The organism is Campylobacter concisus, assembly GCF_902460595.1.
Classification (GTDB): Bacteria; Campylobacterota; Campylobacteria; order Campylobacterales; family Campylobacteraceae; genus Campylobacter_A; species Campylobacter_A concisus_BL.
In genome coordinates this window covers 941,114-946,344 of the sequence record NZ_CABPVA010000001.1, presented here as the reverse complement: position 1 = coordinate 946,344, position 5,231 = coordinate 941,114, and the positions used below count along the sequence as shown (strand labels likewise).

5 protein-coding genes are annotated in these 5,231 nt (G+C 40.2%); 3 read left to right on the top strand and 2 right to left on the bottom strand.

Features of this window, described 5'->3' with window-relative positions; all coding sequences use genetic code 11:
* Positions 1-19 precede the first annotated feature (19 nt).
* From petA to F3G86_RS04575, 3 genes are read left to right on the top strand one after another with little or no spacing between them, the layout of a single operon-like run.
* On the top strand, positions 20-523 hold the full coding sequence (petA, locus tag F3G86_RS04585; RefSeq protein ID WP_103567972.1) for a ubiquinol-cytochrome c reductase iron-sulfur subunit: 504 nt from the start codon (positions 20-22) through the stop codon (positions 521-523).
* Positions 524-533: 10 nt separating this feature from the next.
* Positions 534-1,778: a cytochrome b gene (locus F3G86_RS04580; RefSeq protein WP_149723110.1), complete on the top strand. Its 1,245-nt coding sequence runs from the start codon at positions 534-536 to the stop codon at positions 1,776-1,778.
* Positions 1,779-1,780: 2 nt separating this feature from the next.
* Positions 1,781-2,821, top strand: a complete 1,041-nt coding sequence (locus F3G86_RS04575) for a c-type cytochrome (RefSeq protein ID WP_149723109.1) — start codon at positions 1,781-1,783, stop codon at positions 2,819-2,821.
* 821 nt (positions 2,822-3,642) lie between these two features.
* Here F3G86_RS04575 and F3G86_RS04570 read toward each other — a convergent pair.
* On the bottom strand, positions 3,643-3,930 hold the full coding sequence (locus tag F3G86_RS04570; protein WP_021085374.1) for a hypothetical protein: 288 nt from the start codon (positions 3,928-3,930) through the stop codon (positions 3,643-3,645).
* Between the two features lie 44 nt (positions 3,931-3,974).
* Entirely contained in the window at positions 3,975-5,060 is a 1,086-nt protein-coding gene (locus F3G86_RS04565; RefSeq protein ID WP_149723108.1) for an MBL fold metallo-hydrolase, read from the bottom strand.
* Positions 5,061-5,231 lie beyond the last annotated feature (171 nt).

Genomic DNA, 5,231 nt, shown 5'->3' with positions numbered 1-5,231 from the left:
ATTTATAGAAAGGAAATTAATGTCAGTAAAGCAAGAAAGACGAAGCTTTATCGGCCTTGCGTTTGGTGCAGTGGCAGCTGTGGGTGGCGCGATGTCACTAGTTGCCATGAAAAAGACCTGGGATCCGCTCCCTAGCGTAAAAGCTGCTGGTTTTACAACCGTCGATCTAAGTCCGATCAAAGATGGCGAGATGAGACAGGTTGAGTGGCGTAAAAAGCCTATCTTCATCCTCAAAAAAAGTCCAGATATGGCTAAAAACGACAAGAGAGATGTTGTCGTTGGAGATGCGAGATATGTAGTTCTTATCGGACTTTGCACACACTTAGGATGTATCCCTGAGTACAAGTCTAGCAAGCAAATTTTTGTCTGTGCCTGTCATGGCGGCGAATTTAACGTCGATGGCATACAGACATACGGACCTCCACCAAGACCGCTTGATATCCCACCATTTAAGATAGATGGAACCAAGCTAGTTCTAGGCGAAACAAGCCCAGAATATGAAAAATTAGTAGCTAAAGCTTAGGAGGTTAGCGATGTCTTTATCTCATAAATCAACTGGCGTTATTGACTGGCTTGACCAGCGCCTAGCTTTTACAAAACTGATGAAGGTTCTAGTTAGCGAATACTGGATCCCAAAAAATATAAATTTCCTTTGGGCGATGGGCGTTATCCTAACGACACTTTTCTTACTTTTGATCATCACTGGCTTTTTGCTTATGATGTATTACAAACCAGACATACATTTAGCATTTGATAGCGTAAATTACACTATCATGCAAGAGGTCGAGTACGGCTGGCTGTGGCGTCATATCCACGCGATTTCAGCATCGACTATCTTTCTTATCATGTATATCCACTTGCTTACTGGACTTTACTATGGCTCATACAAAAGAGGCAGAGAGGTCATTTGGGTAAGTGGTATGGTGCTATTTATCTGTTTTTCAGCAGAGGCATTTAGCGGCTATATGCTCCCATGGGGTCAGATGAGCTACTGGGCGGCTACTGTTATCACTCAGCTCTTTGGTGGCGTGCCAGTTATCGGCGATGCTTTGGTTGAGTGGATCAGGGGCGATTATGCAGTTGGCGACTCGACACTTACAAGATTTTTCATGCTTCACGTATGCTTGCTACCACTTGTAACTATCGTTGTTTTGGTTATCCACTTCTACTCACTAAGAGTTCCACATGTAAATAACCTAACAAGCGAAGATATCGACTTTGACGTAGAGGCTGAGGTCTATCTACACGGCGACAGAGCAAAAGCTAAAGTTATACCATTTTGGCCAGGATTTTTAGCAAAAGACTTCATGTATGTATCATTTTTTATGATATTTGTTATGTATCTTGTTTGCTATCACTTTGGCTTTGCGATGGATCCTATCAACTTTGAGCCAGCAAATCCACTAAAAACTCCACCACACATCTATCCAGAGTGGTATTTCTTGTGGCAATATGAAATTTTACGTGGCTTCTTCTTTGATATAGCAGGAATTTCAGCTTATAACATCGGTCTTATCGCGTTTGCCTTTGCGGGCGTGGCATTTATGCTTATACCGCTCTTTGATAGAAGCGACCTTGTGGCACCAGCTCACAAAAGACCACTATTTTTCGTATGGTTTTGGGTTCTAGTTGCTGACCTTATCGTATTATCTGTATATGGCAAGCTTCCAACAGGCGGTATCAACGACTGGATAGGATTTTATGCATCACTGCTATTTTTAGTGCTATTTATAATCGCACTTCCAGTTATCACAATACTTGAAAGAAAAAGGGGCTAATCATGAAAGAGCTTAAAATTTTTGCCATCGTTGTTATCCTTTCAGGTATTTTATACTGGGGTATCGAGCCTTACGCTCACACAAAGCTTCATCCACACACTGCAAATGCTGAGTATAACTTCTCAAAAGAAGATACTGACTACGCTAAACACTTTTTAGAGCAGAAAAAAGAGGCGCTTGAGGCTGCAAAAGCTAGCGGCAACAAAGCTAGCATCGATGCAGCTACAAAAGATGTAGAGACAGCACAAAAAATTCTTGATGACTACACAGCTTTTTGGGCTGATATAAATTCGATCGACCTTGCAAAGGGTGATGCTGCAAAAGGCGCTGAGACATTTGGAGCAGCTGGATGTACAGGATGCCACGGCATCGAAGCAGCCGGCATGCCAGCTAGTATGGACGCTGAGACAGCTAGCCAAAGCTTTGGCGTAGTGCCACCAGATCTTAGCACAGCTGGTAAAATTTATGACGAGAGATTTTTAGCTGCGCTCATCAAAAATCCAACTATGGCTGTAAAACTATCTCATAAATTTAACGACGAGCATCCTTATCCGATGACTGCATTTATGGGTGTTGGCGGCGATATAAACGCTGAGATCGCTGACATAGTTGCTTACCTTAAAAAGGTATCAGCTGACGCAGATGCAAAGAGCAAGATCACTGAAGAAAAGGTCTTTGCTGACGCATGTCAAAGATGCCACGATATGAAGTATGATAAAAAATATACTCTTGGCAACAAAGTAAGCCTCGCAGCTTATATGGGTTCAAACCCACCCGATCTATCTATGATGATCCGCTCAAAAGGTGCAGACTACTTGCATAAATTTATAAACGATACTCAAAAGATGCTTCCAGGCACTGCTATGCCTAGAGTTGGCTTAAACAAAGCCGCTGAAGATGACATAGTATCTTACATCCAAAAAGTAGGCGATAGCAAAAAAGCTGAGCGCGAGAGCACTGGCATTTACGTGATGATCTACTTCTTTATCTTAGGAATTTTTGCTTGGCTTTGGAAACGCAAAGTCTGGAGCGAACTCCACTAAAATTTAAGAGCCTTTTTGGCTCTTAAATTCTCTCTAGTAAATTTACATATATAAATAGGTAATCTTTAAAATTATTCTTTTATAAATTTAATAAAACTATCTTTGCAAATTTTAAAATCTTACTCACTCGCCTTAGCAGACTACTAAATTTAGGGCTCATAGCCACTCGCCACTAAATTTAGAGCCGTGATATGCTCGTTCACAAATTTTAAAATTTGATATGGTTTTTTAATTGCATGCGGTGCAAAGCGCTATCGCATGCACCTCTAACGTCGTCGAGGCTTTACTTCGACTTCGTCTCGTAACTGTAAAGCAGACAGGGGATTGTTAAGGGGGAAGGGAGCTCTTTTGCTTCACAAGCTCGCAACTGCAAGCAGACCGTAATTCAAGCCTCTTCCCCCTTAACAAAGAAACAAAACTTTAAATTTCTAAAAAAGTATTTCGCAAATTTCAAAACTTTCAGTCAGCCCTAAGAATTGACTACTAAAATTTGGCTTCGCTTAACGCTTAGCTCAAATTTTAGAGCCGAAATTACTCGCTCATGAAATTTTAAAATTTGCCTTTATTTATTGACTAGCTTTAAATTTAGAGGCTAAAAACATTTGAGAAATTTGCTGGGATTTTGTGCATATGATATACCGATGCTGTCATACACGCCCAGTGTGCAACAGGTGCTTGACAAAATACGGCAAATGTGAGGACATTAACAGCCGCCAAGCAAGTAGGTAAATTCATATTTTTTAGCAAATTTACTCAGCAAAAAACCACATAAATTTACGCAAAATAGCCAAATTTAGCTCGCGTAAAATCACACTAAACGGCTAAATTTCCTTAGCGATCTTGCTCATTTTGTTTATCAGCTCTTCGCGTTCGCTTGATTTTAGGTTGCCGTATTGAAGCTTTGTCATCATCTGCATGAAGTCAAACTGCTTAAACATCTGCGCATCGCTCTTTAGCTCTTTTTCAAGCTTTTCGTAGATCTTTTCCGTCTCTTTGTTGGCTTTTTCTAAATTTTGCAAAAAGCTTCCAGTCGCACTCGAGTCAAGGTCGTTTTTTGCTGCCTTGTCGATGGCATTTTTTAAATTTGATAAATTTTCAGAAATTTTCATCTGCACTTCCTTTTGGATTTTAAAAATTAGAGCAAATTTTATTCCTAAATTTCATCCCACCACTTTTTTATAGGTGGATTTTGCGCGGTGAAAACCTCTCCGATCATCGGTGTGGCGAAATTTAGCTCAAGCTTTTCCGCTGTCTTTATAAATCGCTTGATCGGCTCATCCCAAGCATGATAAGAAAGATCAAATTTGCCCCAATGCACCGGTATGCCAAGCTTAGCTTCAAGATCTTTTAGCGCTTGCGCCGACTCTTCTGGCTGCATATGCACGTAGGGCCAGCCGTCACTGTAAGCGCCATTTTCTATAAAAACTAGATCAAATCCGCCAAATTTCTCATTTATCATCTTAAAATGCTTGCCATATCCGCCGTCACCGCTAAAATAAAAGCTAAAGCCAGCCTCTTTAACTGCCCAGCCGCCCCAAAGCGTGCCATTTCTTTTAAATTTGCGCCCACTAAAGTGCCTTGAAGGGCAAAAAGTGAAGTTTAAATTTCCTATTTTTTGATCACTAAACCAGTCAAATTCGTAAATTTTATCTTCATCTATGCCCCATTTTACGAGGTGGGCTTTTACGCCAAGTGGCACTAGAAACTTGCAAATTCTATCTTTTAGCTCAAGGATCGTTTTATAGTCAAGATGGTCGTAGTGATCGTGCGAGATGAGGGCGATGTCGATCACCTTTGGGTAGTCGCTGGCGGTGATGGCGTGCTCGTAGGTAAAGGGCTTGCCGCCAACTGGCAGCGGAAATGCTCGGTGCAAAACTGGGTCCGTGATGATGGTTTTGCCATCAAGCTTGTAGATGAGGCTAACGTGCCCAAGCCAGATAAATTCGCCATTTTTGAGGGCATTTGCGTCAAATTTTAAATTTGGCAAAGGCTTAGTTGGTAGCTTGCCCTTTGGTGGAAAGAGCGCTTGGAGTGTGAAATTTAGCATAGATGCTTGCGGACTTTTATTTACTAGATCGATCGTTGGCTCTAAATTTATAAAAACTTTGCCGTTAAAATTTGGCGATACTTCCATGAGCTTTTGACTCTTAACATCTGGTCTGCCACCAAAAACAGGGGCAAATTTCATAAATGCAAAAACTGAAGCAATAAATAAAACTATGACTATAAAAATTTCCATCAATAACCTTTTTAAATTTAAAGGTTGGATTATATTTTAGATTTTTAAATTTCAGTTTCATTTAATTAACCCAAGCTTAAAGAATTAATTTTTAAGTTTAAACTTAATTAAGATAATTTTACTCTTTTTAGTAATTATCTGTTATGAAATATTAATCTTTTTTGATTAATC